The following is a 24,468-nucleotide window of genomic DNA, read 5'->3' as shown; positions in this document are numbered from 1 at the left end:
CGGACAAACGACCTGCCCAGGCCGGCCGGCCGACCGGTCACGGGCAAGCAGCCGGCCCCGGCTAACCGACCGTCGCCCCCGTGACCCGTCCGAACTGCTCCCGTACCTCCCGATACCGCAGCAACTCCGCGGCCACCGGATCCAGGACCCGCGCCCTCCCACACCCGGCGGCGGCCTCCCGCAACCGTCGTTCCGCGTCGAGTCCGTACCGTCGGGCCGGCCCGCGCGCCGCCAGTCTGCTGCTCCACTCGACGAACGGACCGCCGATGATGCCCGCCACCATCAGCAGCACCGGCACCCAGAGGTTCGGCGCCATGAACCCGATGATCTGCGCCAGCAGCCACAGCCCGCCGACGATCTGAAGGATCGTCATCGCCGCCTGGGCGAGGACGGCGACCGGCCACCAGCCCGGCCGCGGCGGCCGCCCCGCCGGTGTCGTGGCACGCGTCGCCATCTCGTCCAGAGCTTCCGGCAGCCCCTGCGCACCGCGTACGGCCGCCTCGCGCACCGCCATTGCCCAGGGTGCGGGGAGACCACGGGCCGCCCGGTCCGCCACCGTACGGACGGCCTGCTCGACACGCTGGCGGGCCGTGGCCTCCTCGTCGGCGGGCATCCGCAGCGCATGCCGTCCGGTCGGTGGGTCGCGCCGGTCCTGGCACCAGTGCCACAGCCGCAGCCAGGGGGTGCCGCAGGCGCGGTTGGCGTTGCGGCGCCACGCGCGCTCGGCCGCCTGGCCGGCCGCGGTGGCGCCCACCGCGTCCGCGAGCCGGTCCGAGAACTCGTCGCGCGCCTCCTCGCTGAGACCCGTGTGCCGGCCGGTCGCGTACACCGGCCGCAGCCGGGTGGCGGCCGCGTCGAGATCGGCTGAGATTCGACGTGCGGCTGCGCCGCGCTCGGCCACGAACTGCCCCAGTGCCTCGCGCAGTTCGCCGATGCCGTCCCCGGTGAGCGCGGACAGCGCGAGCACGGTCGCGCCCGGTTCGCCGTACTCGCCCAGCGCGATCCCGTCCTCGTCGAGCAGCCTGCGCAGGTCGTCGAGGACCTGGTCGGCGGCCTCGCCGGGGAGCCGGTCCACCTGGTTGAGGACCACGAAGGAGACCTCCGCGTGTCCCGCCATGGGCCGCAGATAGCGTTCATGAAGCATGGCGTCCGCGTACTTCTCGGGATCCACGACCCAGATGACCGCGTCGACGAGTGCCAGGATGCGGTCCACGTGTTCGCGGTGCTGGACGGCGGCGGAGTCGTGGTCGGGCAGGTCGACCAGGACGAGACCGTGCAACTGGGCCTCCGCCTCCGGGCTCTGCAGAGGGCGCCTGCGCAGCCGTCCCGGGATGCCGAGCCGGTCGATGAGCGTCGCCGCGCCGTCGCTCCAACTGCACGCGATGGGTGCCGCGGTGGTCGGCCTGCGGACACCGGTCTCGGAGATGGCCACCCCGGCGAGCGCGTTGAAGAGCTGCGACTTGCCACTGCCGGTGGCTCCGGCGATGGCGACGACGGTGTGCTGCCCGGAGAGCTTGCGCCGCGCGGCCGCCTCGTCGAGAACCCTGCCCGCCTCGGCGAGCGTCCTGCCGTCGAGACGGGCGCGTGACAGCCCGACCAGCTCCCGGAGCGCGTCGAGGCGCGAGCGCAGGGGGCCGTCGTACGCGAGAGGGGGCGGGGGGCCTGTGCGGCGGTCCTGGTCTCCGGTGCCGGGGATTCCTGGCCGCCGGGAGCGTCGGACGCGCGGCGGGCGATCAGCCCGTCGTCCCAGACGGACTCGGGTTCGGTACGGGCGGGGGTGCCGTCGCCCTTCACGCGCGCGTGCCCGGCGTCGTCCTTCACGCGCGTGTGTGCCGGGTCGCGCTCCTGGTGTGTGTGGCCGGCGTGGTGAGGGATGTCCGGGGGGCGGTTCTCGGCGGCCTCGGTGCCCTCGCGGGTCTCGCGGGTCTCGCGGGTCTCGTGGGTCTCACGAGCCTCGCGGGTCTCACGGGTCTTGTACGGCTCATGGGTTCCGTGGCCCTCGTGGTCCTTGTGGCCGTGCCGGGACGCACCAGGCACGGGCTCCCTGTCCGCGATTTCCTGGTGGGTGCCCACTGGGGACCGGCCTTCGTCCTGCGAGCCCACGGAGGGACCGGCGCCCGCTGCCCCCTGGGCGGAGGCCTCCTGGGCGGCGGCGTCCCGCTCGGAGACGCCGTGGTCCGACACGCCGTGGCCCGACACGCCGTCTTCGGAGGGCCTGTCTCCGGTGCGGTCGATGTGCTCGCCGTGATCCGTGTGTTCGGCATGATCCGAGCGATCTGTGTGATCCGTGTGGTCCGTGTGGTCTGTGACGGCGGTCATCGCGGTCACCTCTCCTTCTGCAGTACGGACAGCGCGGCGATGAGTTCGGACTGGGGCTCCGGATGGACGTCGAGGGCGTCGAGCGGGGCCAGGCGCCGTTCGCGCTCGGTGTGCAGCGTCTGGTCGACGTACTCCGTGAGGAGGTGTCCGCCCCGTTCGCACAGCCGCAGGGCACCCTGCGCGCCGATCCGGTCGGCGAGCTGCTCACCCGCGGTCTGGGCCCGTCGGCCGCCCAGGAGCGTGGTGGCGACCAGCGCGGCGACGGTCTCGGCGTCCGGGGCCGCGCTCTTGTCGAGGTGACCGACCTCGTCCTCGGCGTACTCCTCCAGGACCCGCCGCCACCGTCGTACGGCCACCCCGATCCGATGCTCGGGGCTTTCCAGGGCCGGATCACGGTCCGTCAGCTCGGAGACCTGCGCGGCCGGTTCGCGGCGCCAGGCCTCGTCCACACGTTCGTCGGCTGCCGTGACGGTGCACAGCATCAGGGCGGCAAGACTCTCGACGAGCGAGTCGAGCAACTCGCCGGCGGTGCAGTCCAGCGGATAGGCGCGCCACCGCTTGAGCGCGTCCCCGGCGAGCACGGCACCGGCCTGCAGACGCCCCTGCACGCGCGCGTGCTCCCTGTCGTACGCACCGTCGACGGCCGCGGTGAGCCGCAGCGCGGCGGCGTACTGTGCCGCGGCCGCGCTCGCCAGTTCCGGCATCCGGACCTTCAGGGAGTCGAGGACCCCATGTGCGGTACGGGCCATCGCCTGGCGTCTGGCGCCGGGATCCTGCGTCTGGTGCACGAGCCACGTACGCAACGGCGCGACGGCGGAGGCGGGCAGCAGGCCGCCGCCCCACGCCGACTCGGGCAGCTCGGGCACCGTGAAGCGGGGCACCTCGCCGAGCCCGGCCTTGGTCAGCAGCGCGCCGTACTGCCGCGAGACCTCGGACACCACCTGGTGGGGCACCCGGTCGAGGACGGTGACCAGGGTGGCCCTGTGCTCCTTGGCGGTACGCAGCAGGTGCCAGGGCACGGCATCGGCGTACCGCGCAGCCGTGGTCACCATGACCCAGATGTCAGCCGCGCTGATCAGTTCCGCGGCGAGTACGCGGTTGTCGGCGACCAGGGAGTCGACGTCGGGGGCGTCGAGCAGGGCGAGGCCGCGGGGGAGGGTGTCGACGGTCTCGACCCGCAGCACCCGTTCGCCTCGCTCGACGGGCGGGGCCAGGTCGTCGCCGGGCTCCTGGTGGGGCGTCCACACGCGGGTGAGGTCGGGCAGTACCCGCATTCCGCTGAACCAGTGATGGTCCTCCGGATGGCACACCAGTACCGGTGTACGGGTCGTCGGCCGGAGCACCCCGGCCTCGCTGACCCGGCTTCCCACGAGGGAGTTGACCAGGGTGGATTTACCCGCGCCGGTGGATCCACCGATCACGGCCAGAAGTGGCGCTTCGGGGTCTCTCAACCGGGGCACCAAATAGTCGTTGAGCTGTGCGAGCAGTTCGTCGCGGTTGGCACGCGCGCGTGGAGCCCCCGCCAGGGGCAGCGGGAAGCGTGCGGCGGCGACACGGTCGCGCAGGGCGGAGAGTGCGTCGAGCAGCTGGGGCCGTACGTCCAAGGTCACCACATGCGAAGAATGCCCAATTTTGGAGGCTTTCTGAAGCATATGGACATGCCTGCGCGCCGACAGGACACATCGGGGTGGAAGGGGCGACTGGGGTGCAGGCATAACGAGTGCACAACACCCGGGGCGCCGGGCGCCAAAAGCGGTGCATGATTCGTACCTGCCTGCGATTATCAGGACCGCTTCACTGAACCTCCACATCGAGCCACGGAGGCGAAGCGCCAGGGACAAGGACCCGGGAGCCCTATCCTTGTCCCCGACAAGGTCACGGATCGGCCCACACCCGGGCACTGCGACACCGGCCACCACACCCGGCCCCCGTAGCTCAGTGGATAGAGCAGGCGCCTTCTAAGCGCTTGGCCGCAGGTTCGAGTCCTGCCGGGGGCGCAAGTCTCCGCCCTCCCCTATGGGAGGGCTTTTTGCAGGTCAGGGCATGTTTCCCTCGGGCCGACGAAGCCCCGAACACCTCCCCGATGATCAAGGGGAAGGTCCGGGGTCGTCCGGCTGTCACCGGGTTTTCGCGGGTGGCTGTGTCGAATACGTGTCGAAGTTTTGGGCGGGAACCCTCAGCCCGCGTCGGGCGGCTCGGGGAGATCTCCCGCGGCTTCGAGGCGCCGTTTCAGGTCAGGAAGCTGCCCTTCGACGCATCGCGCGTAGGTCGCCAGGAGCACCGGGACGCTGTTGCCGGCCCAGTCCGCCACCTGTGCGGGTGGAATCCCGTCGTTCAGCCACTTGGTCAGGCGCGTGTGGCGGTTGTCGTACACGCGCCTCCCCGTGGGCGACTCGAAGACGTGCGGGGGCAGGACGGCCTTCCGCGCGCCGCGCCATGCCCGGCGGATGACCGAGCCCGCGAGAATGCCGCCGTTCTCCCCCTGGAAGAGCAGGTCACCGGGCTTGAGCTGTTCGTCCTCGATGTGCTGCCGCAGGATGCGGGTCAGTGCCGGATGCCCCGGCGCGCTGCGTGTCTCGCCCTCGGCACGGCCCTTCAGGTCGCGTTCCTCGTGGATCTCTCCGGTATCGGTCCACTGCTTGCCCACCTCCGGGGTCGCCGTGTGGATCAGCAGCTCGCACCACTGGTCCGCGGCATCCGGTCCGGGGAGGGTGACGTCCTGCACGCGCATGGCTACCGCTTCCTCCGGCCGGAGAGCGCAGTAGTACAGGGTCGCGAAGAACGCGTGCAGTCGCTTTCCGCCGCGGGGCCGGCGCCGGATCCAGTCGAGGAGCGCCGCCGCCTGGTCCGCGTTCAGCAAGGACCGTTTGTCCACGGCGTTGCTGGTCTTGGTGACGGCAGTCGACTCCTTGCCCTTGGGGAGCGGGTTGGTCCGCAGGACGCGCCGCCGGATCGCGTGCTTCATGACGACGTTGAGGATCCGGCGGTGCCGCTTCCGGGACCAGGCGGCCGCCTGCCTGCCGTCGAGGCGCGTGTCGACGGCTCGCAGGACCTCGTCGGCCCTCTCGTCGTCCTCCCAGGCCGAGACGGGCAGAGAGTTGCGTTCCACCCACCTGAGGATGGTCACCACGTCGCGGGGAGCTTCCGCACGACGGGACGAGTTGAACGCCCACTCGCGTAACGCGGTCCGCACGGCCACCGGGGCGAACTGGGTCGGCTGGGCCCGCAGCAGGGCGATCGTGACCGCCGTCAGGGTCTTGGCGGTGTTCTTGCGGCTGTTGCCGCCGAGCTCCGGCCATCGGGCGTCCACGTACTCGACGGCGAACGTGTACCAGCTCATGGCGGCCGATTTGGAGCGGTGGGATACCGGCAGCCCGGTGGCGATGACGAAGGCCTCACCCTTGCCCGTCGCCCGGATGAGCTCGGAGCGGAAGCCCTCGGCGAGGGCAACGGTCCGGAAGGGCTCCCGCCATGGCTTGCCCGCGACCACCCATCGCACGGTGTGCGTGGTCTTCCGGGCGCCCTTGTACGTAAGGATCTTGTAGATCTTGACGTCGTACGAAGTCTCCATCAGGCGGCGTCCTCACGGTCGTCGAGCCAGTGATCGAGATCGCTCCGCCGGATCCTGAGATCGCCGTTCGGGAGCTTGATGCAACGCGGGGCGCGCCTCTTGGCCCGCCAGTCGTAGAAGGTGGAACGGGAGACCTTCAGCTCCTCGCAGACCTCGGCGAGCGTGAGCTTTTCGTCTCGCGACCTCACAGTGGACGTCGTCACGAAATAGCTCCTTCCAGTTCCGCCAAGGCTTCGCGGGCTGTTTCGCGGTTGTGCTGGAGGTCGCGGGCGATGGTGGCGGCGAGGGCGGATTCGCCGGGGGTGTGGCCGTGGCCGGCGTATTGCCAGTCGGCGAGGACGAGGACGGTGTCCGGCTCGCGATCCTCGAGGCCGAGGGCGTCGCGTTCTTGTGCGGCGCGGTAGTCGGCGCGGGCCTGGCGGAGTTCGCCGAGGGTGGTGGAGTAGCGGCGCGACTTGGAGGAGAAGTGGCCTCGGAAGCCGAGCATGTGAGCCCACGCCCACAGCCGCCGTTCGGGATAGAGCGGGTCGAGGTGCTTGCAGGCTTCGATGAGGCGGCGGGTGTGGTCGGGGATCTGGTGGCGGTCGAGTTCGGCGAGTTCGCCGATGCGGCGGTCGAGGGTGCCGGTGTTCTCCGCGGCTTTGGTGGCGTACTTCGCGACGTAGGAGGCGACGGCCTGCTCGGTGATGTCGGAGCCGTCCCCGAACGCCTTCACGGGGCGGACGTCGAGCTGAGTTCCCCACCGGAAGGTGCGCGCCGGCTGCGCGTCGGCGGCCGGGACGGAGACCGAGGTGTAGGAGTGCGCGGCGGCGGCGTGGATGGCGTCGGTGAGGAGGTCGGCCGTTGCCCAGGACGGGGGAGGGGTGTCGGGTCCTTCGGGTCCGTCGACGCGGATCACGGCGTGGAAGTGCAGGGCGCCGCGCTTCTGGAACTCGGTGACCTTGCCGTACGACAGCCGTACATGGTCGGGCAGTTCGCGGCGGGTGAGGCTGGCGCGGGCGGCGATCTCGCGGCGGAGGCGGGTGGTGAAGCGCTGCCAGAGGTCGCCCGCGTGGTTGTTGAACAGGACGGCGCCCGCGTAGTCGTAGGCGGCTGGGTCGAGCGCTGTGCCGAGCGCGGGATCGTCGCTGGGGTGGCGGGTGCCGCAGCGACAGGTCCCGCGGTCGGGTCGGTTGTGGACGGGGCCGAAGGAGGGGGCGGTGAGGGTGGCGAAGACGCGGGGGTGGTCGCGGACGGTGGAGGGGATGTCGCGGCGGTCGTCTCCGGCGAGGCCCGCGCGGATGAGGTGGTAGGTGTCGCCCGCGTAGGTGAAGGCGCAGGAGGGGCAGCGGGAGGCCCGCCGGTTGCCGCACGCGAGACGGAGCCGTCCGCCGGGCTCGGATTCGGTGGAGTAGTGGTGGAGGGTCTCGCCGGTGGTCTTGTCCTTGGTGAGGGTCCAGCCGGTGAGGTGGATGGGGTCGGCGCAGCCGCCGGTGCGGCGGATCTGCTCGTGCCAGCGGTCGAAGTCGTCGGCCGAGGCCACCCTCAGCAGGTCGCCGAGGGTGGTCGGGTCGAGGAGCGTGTCAGACACGAGCACCCTCCCGGACAGGCGAGCGGCGAGCGGTCCCGGTGCCGTGGCAGGCGGGGCAGTGGGCGGTGATGGTCCGTAGGTGGCCGTTGCGGTCGCGGCCGCCGAGGGTGATGGCGGCGGAGGCGAAGCCGTCGCAGTTCGGGCAGATCCGGGACGGCGGGCGGGTGCGGTGCGTCATGCTGGGGGTTCCTTCCGGTTGCGAGATCGGGATGGGGCACGGCTCCCGGGCGGCGGAGACTTGGTGGTTGAGGCCGCCCGGGGGCCGGTCAGCGCCGCTTGGTGTCCGCGTTGATGAGCGAGCGGATGACCAGGGCGCAGATGGCGATGGATGCGCCGGTGATGGCGACCGCGAGGAGCATCGAGACCAGGACGGCGCCTACGACCAGGACCACGGCGGTGCCGCTGCCGACGAGGGCGATGACGGCGCCCGGGGGTGAGCTGCACGGCCGGCCGCGCCGGGACCGGAGCCGCAGAGACGAACGGAGCGGGAGCCGGGGCCTGCGGGGTGTGCTGGATGACGGCGGTCGGCTCGACGACCGCGGGCGGAGTCACGAAGCCGGTGGGCTGGGGCATGGCCGGGACCTTGGGACGGAACATGGCGGATCTTCCTTCCAGGGCTGTTACTTGACGGCGGTGTCGATGGCGGGGGCGAGCAGGCTGTCGGCGAGGAGGTAGCCGCCGAGGAGGAGGACGGCGACGAGCCACCAGGGCGGGCGGATGAGTTTGACGCCGAGCCAGCCGACGACGATCAGGGCGAGCCAGAGCGGGACCTGCACGGGTGTCTCCTCAGCGGGCGGTGCAGCGGTGGGTGCGGGCGGCGAGTTGTGCGGCGGACTGGCTGGAGTAGTCGGCGGACCAGCCGCAGCGGTCGTTGGTGCACACGGCGGCGTGTTTGGTGTGGCCGTGGCGGTCGCGGTGGGTGCCGATCTGCACGGGGCCGATCCGCATCACGGAGTGGAAGTGGTCGCGGGCGGGCATGACGGGTTCTCCCTTCGGGTCAGGTGAGTTGGGCGGCGATGGCGTCGGCGAGGTGGGGCGGGACGCCGAGGCGGGCGCGGAGGGTGTCGGTGTCGATCGGTGCGCCGGTGCGGGTGTGGTGGTCGGCGGCGAGCTTGCGGGCGTGGTCGACCAGCGCGGCCGGGACCTGCGGACCGGTCGGAGCCGGGGGAGCGGGGGTCAGCGCCGGAGTGTCCTCAGCAGTGGCCGTGATGGGAGAGGGCTCCGGTCGCGGGGCGGGCACAGGTTTTTGCTCGACTTCCGCTGCGGGGACCGGGGCGGCGGTGGCTTAAGCGGATTCGGCTCCGGGGCGCTGGCGGTGTGGGAGTGGGCGAGGAGGGTGCCGCCGAGGAAGGCGAGGGCGGGCCATCCGGCGATGCCGAAGCGCAGCCAGGCGGGCGGGTGGGCGAGGTCGAGGAACCCGGCGGTGGCGACGTTGGCGCCGAGTGACGCGACCAGGGCGATGAGGAACCAGGACCAGGCCAGCCGGGACGGTCCGTCCGAGCGGAGTCGTCGCCAGGCAGCGACGAGGAGCAGGTCCACGGAGATGGGGTAGGCCCATGCCTTCCAGCCGGTCTGTCCGGCGGCGTCGGCGAGTTCGTGGAGGTGGGCGAAGGAGAGGGCTCCGGCGATGACGGCCTGGACGGGGACGGCGTCCACACGGAACGCAGGGCGGGCCATCACGAGCCGCCGGGGTATTCGGGGCCGTCGGTGGGGTCGTAACCGGGCGGGAACATGCCCGGCGGGGGCTCGGGAAGCGACGCCGCGAGCGACGGGCCGATGGTGTCGATGAACAGGTCGTCGGCGCCGGGCGTGTCCGCGTAGAGGGCCAGGGCGCCGAGCATCAGCACGGTGCGGTGGAAGTCCTCGATGTGCTCACACATTGGGGGCGTTCCTTCCTTCCGGCATGGAGGGGGTAGGGACCCGGCGCGAGACGGTCACGCCAGCCGTGGAGCGGGAGAGGTCAGACGGTCGCGGGAGCAGCCTTGGCCAGCGGTCCGGAGGCCGGGGCCGGGGTGCCGACGACGGGCCGGAACGGCGCGAGGGCGGGCAGGTCCGGGGTGCGGCCGGCGTGCTTGTTGCAGAGGTTCACGGCCTGGCGCAGCGTGGTGTGCGGGGCGCGGATGCGGGCCCAGCCGCCGGAGGAGTCGCCGGTCACGGCGATGCCGGGGGTCTCGGTGGGGATCTGGATGGCGGCGAGGACGGCGTCCGGGGCGATGTCGCCGAAGGCCATGTTGGCGGAGGATTCGTCGTTGACGCGGTGGGCGGTGCGGCCGGTGAGCTGGGCACGGAGCATGGTGATGCCCTTGCCGAGTTCGGAGCCGAAGCGCTGCCCGCAGATCTCCAGATAGATCCCGGCAGCCCGGCCGAGCTGGGCGAGCCGGACCAGGGCGGTGATGATCCGGTCCCGGCGCTTCTCCTCGTCCTTCGTGGCGAAGAGGGCGAGTTCGGCGACCTCGTCCACCAGGACCACGATCGGGACCGGGCGCAGGTGATCGGGGAGGTCCCAGATGTCGGAGGCGATCTCCGCATCCGGCACGTTCACCGTGATCCGCTGCTCGGCCCGGATCACCTGGTACACGTCTTCCATGTGGGAGACGAGGGCTTCGAGGAGGTCGAGGGCGGCGTCGGGGTTGTCGGCGAGTGCGGAGAACCGGCGGGCCAGGGGGAAGAGTTCCACGCCTTGTTTGCAGTCGATCCCGACCAGAGCGACGTCCATAGGGGCGAGGCCGGCCACTAGGTTGCGCTGGTAGACGGACTTCCCGGATTCCGTGGCGCCGAGGGTGAGCCCGTGGGGGATGGTCCGGTAGTCGCGGTAGTGCACCGCACCGTCCTCGCGCAGGGCGACCGGGACCCGCATCGGAGCCGGATCGGTCTTCGCAGGCATCTGGACCCGCTTGAGGACGTCATAGCCGGTCATCCGGACCTCGACGACGCCGGAGCGCAGTTCACGGGAGGTGACGCCGCACATGGCGAACGAGTGCCGCAGCCGGTCGCACGAGGCGGAGACGTCGAAGGCGTCCTGCCCGGGACGGAGCTTGAGACGGAGCACCAGGCCGGTCCGGGTGGGCCGCAGACGCAGGATGCGCGGGGCACGGGATTCGGGGACGGGCCGGTTGGCGAGACGGGCCATGGCCAGGCGCCAGCGCGACGGCGGCACCGTGAGCCCGCAGGCGTCCATCACGGAGGTGTACTGGAACAGGACCCGCACCGCGGCGAAGGCGGCACCGAAGGCCAGCCAGTACCAGGCGGGCCGCCGCCACCGCAGGACCAGCGCGGCAGCGACGACCAGCACCAGCGCGACCGTTAACGCGGTCATGATCAGGCCGCCTTCGACGTCGAGCCAGCGGCGGCGAGCGAGGTGACGGCGACCGCACGGAACGCGATCCCGTGCCGCTTCTGCCCGTTGAACTCGTTCTCCCACGCCGAGGCGACCAGACCCGTCAGCGCGACCGGGGTGCCCATGGCCAGGTCCTCGGAGACGCCCGGCGCCGGAACGGTGAGCTTGAGAATCTCCACCTCGTCGGGCGTGGAGAACATGACCTCCACCGTCATCAGCGTGACGCCGTCCTTGTCGAGGGCGATCTCACCCGTCCGGCGGTCCTTGACCTTCGGCTGTGGGGCCTTGGCGACCATCACGGTCGCGTTCGTGGTGTCGACGGGAATCTGGCGCACAGCGATTCACTCCTCTATAGAGGCTGGACTCCGTCACTCATGTATATGAGTGACATGAAGAAGAGTGCATGACTCCTGTACATGAGTCAACCCGCCGCGAAGAAGAACTCGCGACGGGCTGAGGGGAGTTGAGGACGCGTCAGTCGACGGCGGGGATCCGATACTCGAAAACGAACTGGTCAGCGGCCATGAGCGTGTCGCAGACCTCGACCACGCGACCCTCGGTCGTACGGGCCTCACGGATCAGGTGGATGACCGGGGCGCCGGGGCTGAGAGCCAGCTCCGAGGACTCCGCCTTGGATGCCGGCCGCCCTTGCAGGGTCTCAACGAACTCCTCGAACTCGTGCCCGTGGTCTTCGAGTCGGGCATAGATGCCGCCACCGCCGGGGTTCTCGGCGAACAGCTCGGGGATGTCCTTCACGACGTCCCACGGGAGGTACGACGTCGCCGTCTCGACGGGCGTGCCGTTGCGGAAGTTGAGGCGTCGCCGGGCGAGCACCTGAGTGCCGGCGGGGACGCCCAACCGCTCTGCGGCATCCTCAGGTGCCTCCATCGGGCCGATGTAGAGGACGCTCACCTTGGCCGTGGCGCCGGACTGCGCGGACTCGGCGAGATAGGCGGCCTTCCCACCCTGCCGAAGTGAGCGCCGGAAGCGGTCGGAGGACCGATGGCGCACGGGCGGTCGATCCTTGACGATCGAGCCCTTGCCGTGCCGTGTCTCGACCAGCCCGCTCGCACGCACCTCGACCATGGCCTTGCGGATCGTGCCGCCCGATACGCCGTAGCGGTCGACCAGCTCGGACTCGCTGGGCACCATGTCGCCGGGTTTGATGACACCGGCCCGGATCTGCTGCACGATCTCGTCGGCGATCTGTACGTAGCGAGGTACGGACCGCTCACCTCCTACTGCTGTTCCCATAGTCCTTCTCTTCCTCCTATGCTCCTGCACATGAGTAACAGTGCCCAGGAAGGCGAGTCAACGCCGCTCCACTCCGTGTCCGTAGCCGGAGTGGTCATCGGCGAGGACGGCCGACTCCTGGCGATCCGCCGCGCGGACAACGGCACTTGGGAACTTCCCGGCGGCGTACTCGAACTCGACGAGACCCCCGAGGCCGGCGTCGCCCGCGAGGTCCTCGAGGAGACCGGCATCCACGTCGAGGTGGACCAGCTCACCGGGGTCTACAAGAACACCACCCGGGGCATCGTCGCCCTGGTCTTCCGCTGCAAGCCCTCCGGGGGCACCGAGCGCACGTCCAGCGAATCGACCGCGGTTGACTGGCTCACGCCCGAAGAGGTCAGCGAGCGCATGGCCGAGGTCTTCGCGGTCCGCCTCCTGGACGCCTTGGACGGCAACGGTCCTCACGTACGGAGCCACGACGGCAGGCGCCTCATCCCAGCGGGATAGAACTTTCTCTACTTCATCAAGCCCCACCCTTCGGGTGGGGAGGGGCCCTCCCGGCCGCAGCCCGCAGCATCCGGCAGGCCTCAGCCGTGGCGCACTTGAGATAACAGAAGCCCACCGCACCCTCGTTGGCCCCGTAGCTCCCTCACGCTTCGCCGACCTCAGCGGCAACGCCTCAGCCCCCGGCAGGTGGCCTACGGCTTCGCGGGACATGGCGAGGGGCTCTTGCCTTCGGCATCCGGGCACGCTGGCCCAACGGCTTCCGCCCGACGCTACGGAGATCGCACCCCACAGGCCCGCGCCGCGGGCCGGCGCACGGCTCGGGACTCGGGGCTGCGCTCATGCCTTCGGCCCGCGCCGCCCCGGCCCCGGCCCCGCGCCACCCACCATCAGCCTGGGGGCATCACCGTTTCACGTCCGGCACGCCAAGGGCCGATGCGCCGGACCAAGCCAGATTCCCCACCCCTCCCACACGCCAGGCCCCACCCTGGGCAGGCATCGCCGCACGGCCGGGACGCATGATCCGCATGGACCCGAAAAGACGCTTTGGGATCAAAAAGCAGGTACGCCACGGCTGAGGCCTGCCGGACACCACAGGCAGCGGAGGGGCGGGCTCGGTGGGGGCTGAGGCGGTCGGCTCCACGACTTTAGGCAGCCACCATGGGGCGAGCCTCGAAGATCATGGCCCCAACGTCGTGCTTTAGCGGGCAGGTCCACAGACTGCCCGACTCGCCGGAAGCTTAAGGGGCCATGATCACTCGCCCCATGGCAGCTCCCGCCCAAAGTCGCTCCACCGACCGCTCTGTAAGGTGCACGGCCGGTCGGCGTCACGGAGGATGAGCCCGTCCCAGCAGGCGAAAAAGCTTCCTCCCAGCTCCTCACCTGTCGTCGCCCACCGGTCCATGAGCGGGCAGGGCCTGCTCAGTCCAGATGGTCTTGCCACGTCCAGCGCGGCGGACTCCCCAGTGCTGGGCCAGTTGCGCGACCAGGTACAGGCCGCGACCGCCTTCGTCGTCGTCCTCCGCGTGCCGCAGATGGGGGGCGGCGTTGCTGTTGTCGGAGACCTCGCAGATCAGCGTACGGTCGTTGATCAGCCGGAGCTGTGCCGGCCCCGTGGAGTAGCGGACGGTGTTGGTCACCAGTTCGCTGGCGATCAGTTCGGTGCTGAAGGTGAGGTCGTCGAGGTCCCAGTCGGTGAGCTGGCCGGCGACCAGGCGGCGGGCCGCGGCGGCGCTCTCGGGTTCGTGGGGCAGTGTCCAGGAGGCCACCTGGTCCGGGCCGAGTGAGCGGGTGCGGGCCAGCAGGAGCATGGCGTCGTCGGCAGGGTTGTCGGGGAGCAGTGAGGTCATCAGGGTGTCGCACATGTCCTGCAGGCGGCCGGTCAGGCCTGTGGGTGTGCTGAAGGCGTCCCGGAAGGCGGGAAGCTGGTCCTGATCGGTGTCCTGGAGGAGTTCCGCGTTGTGGAGGGTGAGGATGCTGCCCTCGGGCAGATCCACGCTGGTGGACCGGTACGAGGCCACGCCGCGTCCCAGGTTCGGCCCCGCCGGGACGTCGATGACGTGGATACTGCCGTCGGGCAGGGCCACGACGGGCGCAGGATGTCCTGCCCGGGACAGGGTGCAGGTGCGGGTGACCGGGTCGTAGATCACAAAGAGGCAGGTCGCCGTTAGCTCCGACTGGTCGGAGTTCTCGGCGGGCACGTGTTCGCGGGCGAGCTGCTCGGTCAGGTCGTGGAGATGTTCGAGGAGTTCGTCGGCCTGCAAGTCCATCGCGGCCAGGGCGCCGACCGCCGTGCGCAGCCGGCCCATCGTGGTCACGGTGGGCAGGCCGTGGCCGGACACGTCGCCGGCGACGAGCGCGATGCGTGCACCGGAGAGAGGGATGACGTCGTACCAGACGCCGCTGGAGGCGACCGGCAGGAAGGTGTACGCGGTCTCCGCGGCGGTGTACGAGGGCAGACGGTCGGGCACCAGGGCGCGCTGGGTGAGCCGGGCGATCGTGCGCTCACGGGTGTAGCGGCGGGCGTTGTCGACGCACAGCGCGGCCCGGGCCACCACAGTGGCGGCGACGCCGAGGTCGTCATCGTCGAAGGGCGGTGATCCGGGGCCGCGGTAGAAGGTCGCCATGCCGAGCACCACGCCGCGCGCGGCCAGCGGGACGGCCATCAGCGAGTGCACCCCCGCCTCACTCACCCTCTCAGCATCCGCTGGATGCCGGACCAGCCACGGGTCGTTGGCCTTCAGGTGCCGGACGAGCCGTGGCCGCAGGTCGCTGAGGGCCTGCGAGAACGGGGTGCCCCGGGGAATCACCCTGACTTCCCCGACCTCGTACATGGTCGAATCCACCGTGATCGCCTCCACGGCTCGGGAACCGGCCTGACGCACGGTGACCGGGTCGAACAACGGTCCCGGGCGCGGCGCCTCGCCGTGCAGCACGGCATCGAGAACAACGACCGACACCACATCGGCCAGCTCGCCCACGGCGACATCCGCGAGTTCCTGCGCCGTGCGGAACACATCCAGGCTGCGCCCGAGCCGCTCACCGGCCCGGTACAGCAGGTTCAGGCGCCGCTCGACGCGATCCTGCACGGTGATGTCCACCACTGTGCCGGCCACTCCCAGCGTGCGCTGTTCGGCGTCCTGGAGGCGGAACGCCGAGATCGACAGCACCCTCTCCATGCCGCCCAGGACATCCGGACGGCCCCGGTACTGGAAATCGGTTACCGCCTCGCCCGTCTCCAGCACGGTGCGCAGCATGCTCTCCACATCGTCCGCGGCGAATCCCAGCTCGCGCCAGGTACGGCCGACCGCGTCACTCATGTCGAGGCCCTGAACACCGGGCGCGGCGGAGTTGAAGCGCACGATCCGCAGCTCCGGATCCAGTACATGCAAGCCGATGGGTGGCTGAGTGAACAGCGCGTGCAGCACCGCCGCATCGAAGTCAGAGTCCACGTCTACGACAGCCTCCTTCGCACGATGACTGCCAGCATCAACGCCACACCGCACTCCAGCGCGGCGACACCACCGCCGAGGTGCCTGACATCACCCCACCGGCCTTCCCGAGTGTCGCGGGCGGGGTCATCTGGCATGCAGACCACAACTGCCAGGTGAAGATCAAGCTGGACGAGTGGGACCGGCCTGAACGATCACTCTGGGCCGTCCCTGGGCCGTGCGAGGTCGCTCGACAGTGACCGGCGGCGACAACCCGTGACAGGTCAGCTACCAGGGCAGCTGGTGAACGGCCAGGTCACAGCCCCCTGACCGAACGCGTTTCCTTCGAAGGGTGGCCGTCAGGCAAGATGGGGTGTTTCTCACCAGGCGGCTTCCCGGAAATGCCGATACGTCCTCAGGGTGCCGTCGATAGGCTCGGCGCCGTGTGCGAAGACGCCCGCCTCATAGCGAACCACCGAGTCCACGTCGTACCCGCGGTACTGGCTCTGGCCAATCCACCCTGGCAGCAGGACGTCTGGCTCGACCCATCGGCGTTCGAGAGCCTGGACCACGTCTTCCACACGCTCTTTGACGACTTCTGCGACGCCGACGAGCCCGAGAGATTTCTCGGCGTCAGTCTGAGAACTGAGGAAGAGGTGGCTCGCATGCGTGAGTTGGGCATCGCGCTCAACGCCGCAGCGGCCCAGGCGCCCAACGACACGGACGAGGAGTATCTACAGTCGCCCTCTTGGCCAAAGGTCGTTGCCGTCGCCGGGCGCCTTGCTCAGGTCCTGGTCGCGAACGACCTGAAGGAACTCGCTGCGCTGCATGAGTCCACCTGAGCCTCAGCACCCGACAGGGGCCGCAGCGTTGAGTATCTAACTGCGTGACAACGCGGACGGACAGCGGCGGACACGCAAGGACACCTACGGACCAGCGCAGCAGGTCAGACGAGCAGTGGCCCAAGGTCAGCAGCCCACCCAAGTTGCTTCGGGACGAAGAGGTCCTGGGTTCAAATCCCGCCACCCCGACAGGTCAAGCACCAGGTCAAGCCTCAGCATCCTCACCCCTCCGGTCATTTAGGTCAGTATCTGACCTCCATGCCCCCTAGCGTCCTCCTTGCCCGGCACAAGACGAACCACGGAAGGCAGCGACCATGAGCGAGACCGTGACTGTCAACGAACTGGCCACCCACGACTCGGCCCATGAGCCCACCGCTACCGGCGAGCGCGCCGACTTGCTGGAGGCCCTGGCCAAGCATCGTCATTTCCTGCGATTCACCACCCGTGACCTCACCGACGAGCAGGCCGGGCGCCGGACCACCGTCAGCCAGCTGTGCTTGGGCGGCCTGATCAAACATGTCACTGCGGTCGAGCGAGCCTGGGCGCAGTTCATCCTGGACGGCCCGTCGGCGATGCCCGACTTCACCTCCATGACCGAGGCCGACTGGGCCCGACGGGCCGACGAGTTCCGGATGCTGCCCGGCGAGACGCTGACCGGCGTGCTCGCCGACTACGCCGAGGTAGCCCGCCGAACAGACGAACTGATCGCCACCCTCCCCGACCTGGACGCCACACAACCGCTACCGAAGGCCCCGTGGTCCGAACCGGGCACGCGATGGTCGGCCCGCCGGGTACTGATGCACATCATCACCGAGACCGCCCAGCACGCCGGCCACGCCGACATCATCCGCGAGTCCCTGGACGGCGCCAAGACCATGGGTTAGCCAGCGGCGCGGCAGGGCGTATCGCCCCCTACCTGGGGGCGATACGCCCTGTGACCCCGCAAACGCCTTTGCCTCACGATCCGCGGTTCAGGGACGTCAGCGAGCCAGCTGACATCGAGTCCTGACATCAACGGGCGCGAACGTCGGCGTATTAGTGCAGCTGAGGGCGCACCCACGAACGGCGGTACGAAGCCGCTATGCAGGCCTCGAAGGGCCGCCGGATCGAACTCCTAAAGCGGGTGTCGCGCACCCGTCCCTGGATGCGATGTCCAGCACCCGACGCGCATTGAACTCCTGCACGACACCAATGTGAGGATCCAGATCCCTGCGGTCGGAATCGAGCGGATCGTAGATCTCGGCCTGTCGCGGGTGTCTGTGCGGCCGAAGGTATGCGGAGGACGCGGAAGGGGTGCCCTCCCCAACAGCGGAAGTGCACCCCCAAGGACGGTCAGCGGTGGTCGTCGCGGTGGTGACCCCAGCGGCCGTCGTGGTCGTCGCGGTGGTGGCCCCAGCGGCCGTCGTGGTCGTGACCCCAGCGGCCGTCGTGGTCGTCGCGGTGGTGGCCCCAGCGGCCGTCGTGGTCGTGACCCCAGCGGCCGTCGCGGTCGCCGCGGTGGTGGCCCCAGCGGCCGTCGTGGTCGTGACCCCAGCGGCCGTCACGGTCGCCGCCCCTATGGTCGTGACCACGGTCGTGCGTGGCATGAGATACCACCGAAGGCGCGGCGGCGCTGGCGCCAGTGGCGCCGCCTACCAGGATGGCGGCCGCGACGCCCAGCGCGGCGGCAAAACGGGAAACCCGCATTCCGTGCTCCTTTCACGGCAGGTGCCAAATGCGCCTGCCTGGGTCGGACATATTCATATTGACGTCCGCAATGCACCGTTGAGTCCGACTCGCCGTCAAAGACACCTCATGTAACGTAAAATCGTGATTCGGGAACCGGCGCTTGGCGTGTCGTCGTCACACGCGCGCGTACGAGTGGCTCCCCCGTCCACCAGGGTCAACTTGCACCTCACGATCCCGCCGAGCTCGCGCTCCCCTACGACCCACCTCTCCGCGAGTACCTCCACCAGAGGCAACCCCCGCCCCGACTCGTCCCGCAGCACCGGTCCGGCACATGCGGGTAGGCATCAGCGCCCGTGGACCATCCGTGGACATGCGGCCGTCGAGCACGCAGAAGCGGCCCTGTGACCAGCAGCGACGCCACAGGCCCAGAGGGCCTCCGGAGCAGTTGCCCGACCTGCACCCGGCATCCAGAGTGCCGCGGCGCGGACGTATTACAGCGACGAGGGGCGGGCCGTGGAGACTGCGGACATCGTGGTGCCCGCCGCTCACTACGAGATCGTCTACGAGATTTCGATCAACCGTCCATAGCGGCCTACCGGACCTGCGGAAGCAGATGCGCGGGTGTCGCGACTACCTTCAGCGTCGGATGTACCAACCGGCCACCAGCACGATGAGGATGGCAACGACGAAGGCCCACACGGTCGTTGCGCCGTGGTACGAGCGGTAGGCAATCAGAGCAAGCATGTTCAGGCGGATACCCCCGGGCGTACGGCTTCAGCCGACCCGCGTTGCCCGCCACTCTGTCGAATGCGTGTCGAAGGCGCCGCACGTTCGCAGTCGTCAGCCGAAGAACGTGAGGTCAGAGGGCGTGCGCCGGTGATCTCACCAAGCGCCTTCTAAGCGCTTGGCCGCAGGTTCGAGTCCTGCCGGGGGCGCCACTGAGAGCCCTCCCCTGGGAGGGCCTTTTTGCTGGTCAAGGCATGTTTGCCCCCCCCGGCACCGAGAACCGGACCGCCTCCACGTGATCGCGGAGAGGGTCCGGTGCTGTCCGGCGCGGGTCCGCGGCGGCGCCGCGTCGCGGAGCCGTTCGTCCAGGTGAGCCCGTTCTTTGCTCATTCCGCGGGGACACCGGCGGTCCACGAGCACTCGCTCGCCGTCCCGCGACGAGGTGTCCTCATGGATCCTCCGACGACCGGGAACGCCGCGTGGGCGGGGCCGCCGGCTGCGGTCCCGCCCACGCGGTGCTGTCCCGGGTGACCTCCCGGGGGGTGACGTCAGCGCAGGCCGAAGGCCCGGGTGATCGTCTGCGAGACGGTGTTGCCCGCGCTGTCCCGGGCGCCGACCCGGAGGGTGGCGAAGCCGGCCGACCGCGGGGCGCGCAGGTTCGTCCGCCATCCGTCACCGCACCGGCTCAGGTCGGTCCGCTGCCAGGTCGCACCGTCGTCGTAGGAGACCTCGACGGACGGCTTCGCGATGGCGGCGGTGGTGCCCGGCAGGTGCGAGGCGGTCACGGTCAGCCCGGCGTGGCGGTCGGCCCGGCCGGACTTGTCGGTGTCCACGCCGTAGTCGAGCTGGATCAGCGGCAGTGACGCCGTCGACTCGCTGCCGGTGACCGCGGAGGTGAAGTTCCACTCGGTCAGCGTGTGCGTCGAGTACGGGTTGGCCCAGGCGCCACGGTCGTTGTCGAGGACCAGCCGGTAGGGCAGGCGCTCCGCACCGAGCCCGGGAACCTGCAGATACTCGGCGTTGCCCCAGTCGAGCTGCTGGTCGCCCTGGTACAGCGACATCCAGTCCTTGACGTCGAAGTTCGCACCGGCGTCGCCGACGTGGCCGGACCCCGAGTCGCCCCAGCCGGGCGCGGTGATGTACATCGTGTCGAGGTAGCGAACGGGCTGGTAGTTCGCCGGGCCCATGCGGGGCCGCTGGATCGGGCCGAACCAGTTGACCTTGCCGGTCTTGCGGGCCGAGTACTGCAGCGGGTCGATCGAGTGCTGCCCGGTCTCGCCCTGGATGAAGGCGTCGTCCAGCCAGGTGGTGCCGGCGGTGACCCAGTCGGTGCGCTCGCCCTGGGCGGGCGCGGTGAGCTGGTTGCCGACGGCCCAGCCCTGCCAGACGTCCGGACGGAACTCCATCGCCTTGCCCTGCCGGTAGTTCCGGAAGGAGACGTTCACCCGGCCGAGGTCCTTGGGCTCCTCACGCCAGGTCGGGTCCGCCGGGACGGCGCCGGTCCAGTGGTGCACCACGTCGTAGACGTAGTCCGTCGTGGGGTGCGAGGTGACCTTCAGCGAGACCGCGCCGTGGCGGAGCGAGCCGATCAGCTCGGCGCCCTGGTCGGCGGTGAGCGTCGCCACCGTCACCGGGGCGGGGCTCGCCGGGCTCCAGGGGTTCTCGTCCCAGGGCTCCAGGCGGCCGACGCCGTCGTTGACGACGAGCAGCAGCCGGGCGCCGGCCGCCGCGGCGGCCTCCGCCTGCGCCTGGATCCCTTCCGTGCCGGCGCCCCGCACCACGACGGCCTTGCCGCGCACGTTCTGCCGCGCGAGCTCCTGGGCCGTGCCGTCGCCGGCGAAGACCGCCGTCAGGTTCCGGCTGCCGGCGGGCAGCGGCGTGGCCGCGCGCTTGACCAGCGGGTCGTCGAAGGTCGTCGACTTCGTGCTCAAGGTCAGCGCCGGCTGCTCGAGGCGGAAGCGGGCGCCGGCCTCGAACTCGCCGTCGGTGACCTTCTTGCCGGTCGGCAGCGCCCAGATGCTGTCGTACGACGGGTTGGGCAGCATCGACGTCTCCACCAGGCTGTCGCTGTAGGACCGGTGGGCGTCCAGGCGCGGCGCGACGGCGGTGGTCTGCTGCGGCACGCGCGCCAGGATCCGGCGCGCCTTGCGGCCGTCCAGCGTGACGGTGCGGTCCTGGTCCAGCTTCACGTCGTTGAAGGCGAGCAGCACCATGCCGAGCGACTTCGGGCCTTCGGCGCCCTGCACGTCCCCGGTGAGCCAGCCGCTGTAGCTGCCGACGGGCAGCCGCGTCGTGCCGGTGCCGGACGCGTCGAGGTCCATCACCGTGAAGAGGTGCTCGGCGGTGAGGACGACCCGGCCCGCCAGCGGTTTGCCCGCACGGTCCTTCGCGACGACGGTCAGATTCTGCCGCTGGCCCTCTCGGGCCGCGCCGATCAGGGTCCGGGCGCGAACCGTCCCGGCGCCGTCCGTACCGGTGATCATGGCGCTGACCGACTGGTCGCCCGCGAGCTTGTCCAGAGCCGCGGTCAGCGTGACCGTGGCGGTGCCGTGCGCGGGCACGGTGACATGGTCCTCGGAGAGGTTGAACAACCCGGCGGGGACGGTGCCGTCGACCGCCAGGTCGAGGCCGACCGGGGCGTCGCCGACGTTGGTGTACGTCACCGTCTGGGTGTCGGTCTCCCCGGGCTTCGGGGGCCACGTGTGGAAGCCGGAGTAGGCGGTCGTGGTGGCGAAGACCGTGGTGTGCACGGCCGCCAGCGCGTCGAGCCGGCCGGCGCCCGCCTGGTACGGGGTGTACGCCGGGGTCGCCTTGGCGCTGCTGACCAGCGCCTCCTTGAGCTGGGTGCCCGTCCAGTCGGGGTGCTCGGAGGCGAGGAGCGCGGCGGCACCGGCGACGTGCGGCGTCGCCATCGACGTACCGCTCATCGTGGTGTAGTAGCCGGAGCCGCGCTTGTAGTGCGAGCGCGCCGCGACGATGTCGACGCCGGGCGCGGTGATCTCCGGCTTCAGCCCGCCGTCGCCTTCACGCGGCCCCTGGCTGGAGAAGTCGGCGAGCGTGTCGGTGGAGTCGACGGCGCCGACGGTCAGCGCGGAGTCCGCGGCACCGGGGCTGCTGATGGAGTGCGGGCCGCCGTTGCCCGCCGCGATCACGAACAACGCGCCCGTGTCGTGGCTTAGTTCGTCGACGGCCTGGCTCATCGGGTCGTTCTTGTCACCGCCGCCGCCCAGGCTCATGCTGATGATCCTGGCCTTCTGGTCGCGGGCGGCCCACTCCATGCCCGCGATGATCCAGGATTCCTGGCCGCTGCCCTCGGAGTTGAGCACCTTGCCGACGGCCAGCCGGGCGCCGGAGGCGACACCCCGCTCCTTGCCGTCGGAGGCGCTGCCCGTGCCGACGATGGTCGAGGCGACGTGCGTGCCGTGGCCGTTGTAGTCGGCGATGTCGTCCTCGCCGGGGACGAAGCTGGCGCTGTCGGACACCTGCCCGACCAGGTCCGGGTGTTCGGTGTCCGCGCCGCTGTCGAGCATCGCGACCTTCACGCCCTGGCCGGTGTCGCCCTCCGCCCATACCTTCTGCGCGCCGATCTGGGCGGTGGAGTCGGCCAGGTCGGCTTTCACCTTGCCGTCGAGCCACACGTTGGCGACGCCGCCCGCGAAGGACGGCTTCGCGGAGCGGGCCGCCGCGCCGGAAACCCCGGTGAGCGAGGACCAGAACTCCGGTGCCTGCTTGTGGTTCTGCGCGAGAGCCGCGCCCTGGATGCTGTCCAGGCGGCGGACGTCGGTCGTGCCGGCCATCTTCGTCCGGGTGCGGGCCTTGGCGGCGGCTCCGGAGTAGCGCACGATCAGCGGCAGCCGGGAGCTGTGCGCGTCGTCGTAGCCCTCGGTGATCAACCGCGTCACGTTGAAGAGCTGCTTGTCGAGTCTGCCGGCGCTCACGTACGGCAGGGCGGCGTCGGGGTAGACATAGGTGGCACCGTCCACGACAGCGCGGTGGAAGCCGGTGGTGGCTCCGCTCGCGGCCTGGAAGGAGCGCACGACGGTGCCGTCGGCGGCGGTCCCGATGGTGACCTTGTCACCCGTGATCAGGGTGACGGTGTGCGTGCCGGCAGCGTCGGGGGTTTGGTGTCCGGCGTCGTTGTGCGACACCTCACCGGCGGAGTACGCGGACACAGCGGCAGTCGCCGGTATGACGCCGAGTGTCAGCGCGGCTGCCACGGCGAGGGCGATCGGCCCGGGCCGGGGGATGGGAACCTTGGGCAAGGAAGACTCCTGAGACGCGGCGAAGAGCGAAAGATCACTGGATCCTCCGGCCGCCCCAGCCGTCGTTCAAGGGGTCGCACACGTCACTCTTGTGCCATGGCACAGTTGCGCCGCGTGCAGACGGGGTCGCCGGCCACCGCGCCTCCGGGGGACGGCGGCGGACCGCCTCGCGGCGACCTCCTCACGTCCGTACACGGTTTCCGCCGTCTTGTTGCCAGGCCCGGCGCCGTCGGGGGCTCGCGCAATTCCTGCCGTGGACACTCTTCCTGCTGGCTGGGTATTCCAAGGTCAGATGTGTCCCTCGTTCCCCTCCGAAGGTCATCCCGTCCGGTTACGAAGGTCATCCCGTCCGGTCCTGGGTGCTCGGGCCGGGCCGCTCGCCTTCGGTCAGGCCGATGTCCGGGTGGTGGTCGCGATGTTCTCTAGTGAGCGGATGAGCAGGTCCCAGAGGCGTTCGGTGCGCAGTTCGGTGGCCACGGACGTGTTCGGCGGACCGATGTGGCCGCGGAAGTCGGTGACCGTCATCCCGTAGGTCGCCGTGCCGTGCAGTTCGACCTCGACGTGGGCCTCGACGGCCTCCATCAGAGTGGGGTCGATGGCCCGGCCGACCGCGCACGCGTCGTGGATCGTGGCCGTCGTGCCGTGGACCTTGCCGACGGTGGCGTTGTAGTGGTGCAGGAGATCGACGACGAACCGGGACACCGGCGTGTCCAGCGCCTCGATGCGGGACAGCAGCTCCGGGGTGGCGGCGGCCTGGGCGGTCAGGTCGAGACCGACCATGGTGACGGGCCAGTCCGCCGAGAAGACGATCGCGGCCGCTTCGGGATCGGCGTGGACGTTGAACTCGGCCGCGGGCGTGACGTTGCCGCGGGTGTACGACCCGCCCATGAGGACGACCTCCTCGACCAGCGCGGCGATCCGCGGCTCCCGGCGCAGCGCCAGCGCGATGTTGGTCAGGGGCGCGGTGGGGACGAGCGTGATCTCGCCGGGATGGGTGAGAACCGTCTCCACGATGAGGTCGACGGCGTGCCGGGGGTCGGCCTCCATGGCCGGAGTGATGAAGGCAGGGCCGTCCATGCCCGACTCGCCGTGGATCTCGGCCGCGGTGATCCGGTCACGGACGAGGGGACGGTCGGCGCCCGGTGCGACGGGTACGTCGTGCAGGCCGGCCAGGGTGCAGACCTGACGGGCGTTCAGGGTGACCTTGTCGAGGGTGTGGTTGCCCGCGACGGTGGTGACGGCGACGGTCTCGACATCCGGGTTCCCGGCGGCGAGCAGGATGGCGATCGCGTCGTCCAGCCCGGGGTCACAGTCGATGATGATCTTCTTGGGCATGCGGTTCCCTTCCGGGGCGAGGCGCTGACGGGCGCCGGCCGTCGCGATCGGGCGCGACAGCCGGCGCCCTGTTCATGCCTCGCCACGGGCGCATCACTCGTATCACCGGGTGTCCTGCGGGAAGAGCACACCGGGAAGCGGCACGCCGATGGGCTTGCCGCCAGGCCCGTG

The 24,468-nt window shown here is 70.4% G+C and carries 18 protein-coding genes, 1 tRNA gene and 6 pseudogenes; 5 read left to right on the top strand and 20 right to left on the bottom strand.

All coding sequences use genetic code 11. The features are described from left to right. Window positions 1-61: 61 nt before the first annotated feature. Window positions 62-2,319: pseudogene (locus tag HEP85_RS14795) on the bottom strand (GTPase). Window positions 2,320-2,324: 5 nt separating this feature from the next. Next, window positions 2,325-3,932: a dynamin family protein gene (locus HEP85_RS14790; protein WP_168528179.1), complete on the bottom strand. Its 1,608-nt coding sequence runs from the start codon at window positions 3,930-3,932 to the stop codon at window positions 2,325-2,327. 311 nt (window positions 3,933-4,243) lie between these two features. Between HEP85_RS14790 and HEP85_RS14785 the strand changes: the two genes are divergently transcribed. Next, window positions 4,244-4,316 (top strand) — tRNA-Arg (locus tag HEP85_RS14785). 179 nt (window positions 4,317-4,495) lie between these two features. Here HEP85_RS14785 and HEP85_RS14780 read toward each other — a convergent pair. From HEP85_RS14780 to HEP85_RS14725, 12 genes and pseudogenes are all read right to left on the bottom strand, one after another. After that, entirely contained in the window at window positions 4,496-5,890 is a 1,395-nt protein-coding gene (locus HEP85_RS14780) for a site-specific integrase (RefSeq protein ID WP_168528178.1), read from the bottom strand. Continuing rightward, the gene (locus HEP85_RS14775; RefSeq protein ID WP_168528177.1) at window positions 5,890-6,093 is read right to left on the bottom strand and encodes an AlpA family transcriptional regulator; all 204 of its coding nucleotides are present in this window, start codon (window positions 6,091-6,093) and stop codon (window positions 5,890-5,892) included. Before HEP85_RS14775 ends, HEP85_RS14780 begins: the two co-directional genes overlap by 1 nt. Beyond that, complete coding sequence (repSA, locus tag HEP85_RS14770; RefSeq protein WP_168528176.1) at window positions 6,090-7,460, bottom strand: replication initiator protein RepSA; 1,371 nt, start codon at window positions 7,458-7,460, stop codon at window positions 6,090-6,092. The genes HEP85_RS14775 and repSA overlap by 4 nt, the downstream gene beginning before the upstream one ends. Continuing rightward, entirely contained in the window at window positions 7,453-7,638 is a 186-nt protein-coding gene (locus tag HEP85_RS14765; protein WP_168528175.1) for a hypothetical protein, read from the bottom strand. Before HEP85_RS14765 ends, repSA begins: the two co-directional genes overlap by 8 nt. An 88-nt stretch (window positions 7,639-7,726) precedes the next feature. Further along, window positions 7,727-8,057: pseudogene (locus tag HEP85_RS14760) on the bottom strand (SpdD-like protein). A 23-nt stretch (window positions 8,058-8,080) separates the two neighbouring features. Beyond that, complete coding sequence (locus HEP85_RS14755; protein WP_168528174.1) at window positions 8,081-8,236, bottom strand: DUF4175 domain-containing protein; 156 nt, start codon at window positions 8,234-8,236, stop codon at window positions 8,081-8,083. A 10-nt stretch (window positions 8,237-8,246) separates the two neighbouring features. Then, window positions 8,247-8,438, bottom strand: coding sequence for a mobile element transfer protein (locus HEP85_RS14750; protein WP_069764280.1), 192 nt, complete (start codon window positions 8,436-8,438; stop codon window positions 8,247-8,249). A gap of 19 nt (window positions 8,439-8,457) precedes the next feature. After that, window positions 8,458-9,137, bottom strand: a pseudogene (locus HEP85_RS14745) (DUF2637 domain-containing protein). Continuing rightward, window positions 9,137-9,340: a hypothetical protein gene (locus tag HEP85_RS14740; protein WP_168528173.1), complete on the bottom strand. Its 204-nt coding sequence runs from the start codon at window positions 9,338-9,340 to the stop codon at window positions 9,137-9,139. The pseudogene HEP85_RS14745 and the gene HEP85_RS14740 overlap by 1 nt, the downstream one beginning before the upstream one ends. Window positions 9,341-9,420: 80 nt before the next feature. Next, window positions 9,421-10,776, bottom strand: coding sequence for an FtsK/SpoIIIE domain-containing protein (locus HEP85_RS14735; protein ID WP_168528172.1), 1,356 nt, complete (start codon window positions 10,774-10,776; stop codon window positions 9,421-9,423). A 2-nt stretch (window positions 10,777-10,778) separates the two neighbouring features. Next, window positions 10,779-11,132 carry a hypothetical protein gene (locus HEP85_RS14730; protein WP_168528171.1) on the bottom strand — a complete coding sequence of 118 codons (354 nt, stop codon included), beginning with the start codon at window positions 11,130-11,132 and terminating at the stop codon, window positions 10,779-10,781. Window positions 11,133-11,271: 139 nt separating this feature from the next. Next, on the bottom strand, window positions 11,272-12,051 hold the full coding sequence (locus HEP85_RS14725; protein WP_168528170.1) for a GntR family transcriptional regulator: 780 nt from the start codon (window positions 12,049-12,051) through the stop codon (window positions 11,272-11,274). An 18-nt stretch (window positions 12,052-12,069) separates the two neighbouring features. On the opposite strand from HEP85_RS14725, the gene HEP85_RS14720 reads away from it, so the two are divergent. Continuing rightward, window positions 12,070-12,537: an NUDIX hydrolase gene (locus HEP85_RS14720; protein WP_168528169.1), complete on the top strand. Its 468-nt coding sequence runs from the start codon at window positions 12,070-12,072 to the stop codon at window positions 12,535-12,537. An 875-nt stretch (window positions 12,538-13,412) separates the two neighbouring features. On the opposite strand, the gene HEP85_RS14715 is transcribed toward HEP85_RS14720, so the two are convergent. Then, the gene (locus HEP85_RS14715; protein ID WP_168528168.1) at window positions 13,413-15,485 is read right to left on the bottom strand and encodes a SpoIIE family protein phosphatase; all 2,073 of its coding nucleotides are present in this window, start codon (window positions 15,483-15,485) and stop codon (window positions 13,413-13,415) included. 422 nt (window positions 15,486-15,907) lie between these two features. Here HEP85_RS14715 and HEP85_RS14710 point away from each other — a divergent pair, with 422 nt between their 5' ends. Together HEP85_RS14710 and HEP85_RS14705 are read left to right on the top strand one after the other, a co-directional pair. Further along, window positions 15,908-16,306, top strand: a complete 399-nt coding sequence (locus HEP85_RS14710; RefSeq protein WP_211117971.1) for a hypothetical protein — start codon at window positions 15,908-15,910, stop codon at window positions 16,304-16,306. Between the two features lie 314 nt (window positions 16,307-16,620). Next, the gene (locus HEP85_RS14705; RefSeq protein ID WP_168528166.1) at window positions 16,621-17,190 is read left to right on the top strand and encodes a DinB family protein; all 570 of its coding nucleotides are present in this window, start codon (window positions 16,621-16,623) and stop codon (window positions 17,188-17,190) included. Window positions 17,191-17,454: 264 nt separating this feature from the next. Here HEP85_RS14705 and HEP85_RS14700 read toward each other — a convergent pair. Both HEP85_RS14700 and HEP85_RS14695 read right to left on the bottom strand, forming a co-directional pair. Then, window positions 17,455-17,544: pseudogene (locus HEP85_RS14700) on the bottom strand (SAM-dependent methyltransferase); the annotation flags it as partial. A gap of 94 nt (window positions 17,545-17,638) precedes the next feature. Further along, window positions 17,639-17,992 carry a hypothetical protein gene (locus HEP85_RS14695; protein WP_211117969.1) on the bottom strand — a complete coding sequence of 118 codons (354 nt, stop codon included), beginning with the start codon at window positions 17,990-17,992 and terminating at the stop codon, window positions 17,639-17,641. A 465-nt stretch (window positions 17,993-18,457) separates the two neighbouring features. On the opposite strand from HEP85_RS14695, the pseudogene HEP85_RS14690 reads away from it, so the two are divergent. Next, window positions 18,458-18,562 (top strand): annotated as a pseudogene (locus HEP85_RS14690) (GntR family transcriptional regulator); the annotation flags it as partial. A 477-nt stretch (window positions 18,563-19,039) separates the two neighbouring features. On the opposite strand, the pseudogene HEP85_RS14685 reads toward HEP85_RS14690, so the two are convergent. The 3 genes and pseudogenes from HEP85_RS14685 to HEP85_RS14675 all read right to left on the bottom strand — a co-directional run. Then, window positions 19,040-19,156 (bottom strand): annotated as a pseudogene (locus tag HEP85_RS14685) (DUF488 family protein); the annotation flags it as partial. 92 nt (window positions 19,157-19,248) lie between these two features. After that, entirely contained in the window at window positions 19,249-22,962 is a 3,714-nt protein-coding gene (locus HEP85_RS14680) for a S8 family serine peptidase (protein ID WP_329526390.1), read from the bottom strand. 387 nt (window positions 22,963-23,349) lie between these two features. After that, window positions 23,350-24,297 carry a nucleoside hydrolase gene (locus HEP85_RS14675; RefSeq protein ID WP_168528165.1) on the bottom strand — a complete coding sequence of 316 codons (948 nt, stop codon included), beginning with the start codon at window positions 24,295-24,297 and terminating at the stop codon, window positions 23,350-23,352. Window positions 24,298-24,468: the final 171 nt, after the last annotated feature.

The sequence above is a fragment of the Streptomyces sp. RPA4-2 genome, from assembly GCF_012273515.2.
Lineage (GTDB): Bacteria > Actinomycetota > Actinomycetes > Streptomycetales > Streptomycetaceae > Streptomyces > Streptomyces kaempferi.
This window is presented reverse-complemented; position numbering and strand designations above follow the sequence as displayed.